The sequence below is a fragment of the Pontibacter litorisediminis genome (assembly GCF_029360645.1).
In the GTDB taxonomy this organism is placed as follows: domain Bacteria; phylum Bacteroidota; class Bacteroidia; order Cytophagales; family Hymenobacteraceae; genus Pontibacter; species Pontibacter litorisediminis.
Genome location: NZ_JARDUA010000016.1, coordinates 1 through 1,017, shown reverse-complemented (window position 1 = coordinate 1,017; position 1,017 = coordinate 1). Strand labels below are relative to the sequence as shown.

The following is a 1,017-nucleotide window of genomic DNA, read 5'->3' as shown; positions in this document are numbered from 1 at the left end:
CTTGGTGTTGGCCAGCGAGCTCAGGCTGATGGTGGCCCCGTCGGTGATCGACAGCACCCCCTTCTCCGTGTGCGAGTCCACCAGCGTGAAGCCCGTCACCTGCGAGCCGCCAGCATCTGCATCTGAAGGAGCCGGAGCCGGCTCAGAGGGGCTCGGTGCCGGCTCGGTCGCCGCCCCGGAGCCGGCGGAGCCGGAGCCGGAGGACATCTCGCTCAGGCTGGCCTTCTCGCTGCCCATGCGCACGTTGTCGATGTACCACACCCGCTTCTTGGTGCTGGTCGTCTCGCTGCCGTTCCAGTCCCACTTGTAGATGCCCACCTTCCAGCGCGGAAGGTCGAAGCCCGACTTGATGGTGGCCCCGGAGCGGGAGGCAACCTTCTGGCCGTTGAGCCACACCTCTACCAGCCCGTCCGAGCCGGCGGAGTGCACCACGTGGAAGACGAACTGGTGCCACACGTCCTTGCTCATCTTGCCCAGCGGCAGGCGCGCCTCGCCCACGTGCATGACGAACTCGCCCTTCTCCACTACCAGCACCGTGGTGGGCGAGCCTGAGCCCGAGCCCTGGTGCCACTGCGTGATGATGTCCCGGCTCGACTCGTCAGCGTACTCCGACGAGGGGAAGTAGCCGGCAAAGGAGTACCAGCCCGCCCGGGCCTTGGTGTCCTCGGGGAAGAGGAACTCGGTGCGGGTGCCGCCGCTGGCCTCCGAGTCGGAGTCCCGCAGCTCGAAGCGGCCGGACCGGGCCCCCTCGAAAACGGGCTTGGTGGCCACCGTGAAACCGTAGCTGGTGCTGGACTGCTGCTTGATGCCGTCGAAGCCCGAGCCGTCCTCGAAGGTCTCGTTGAAGAGCAGGTTGGCCGCGGTGGCGGCGCTGGTGCCCTCTGCCCCCAGCGAGGCGCTAGGGCTTACCTCCTCCAGGTCTTTTTTGTCGCATGAAACTGCTACCGCCCCCGCTAGTAGGGGCATAAGGATATACTTGAATCTCAAATTCATTTTTCTTTGGCTAAAAAGTGAAAT

Annotated in this window: 1 protein-coding gene; it reads right to left on the bottom strand. The window is 65.1% G+C overall.

Annotated features, from left to right (window positions below; genetic code table 11):
* A partial coding sequence (locus tag PXG97_RS21435; RefSeq protein WP_276499894.1) for a polysaccharide lyase family 20 protein occupies positions 1 to 993 on the bottom strand: 993 nt, incomplete at its 3' end.
* Positions 994 to 1,017 lie beyond the last annotated feature (24 nt).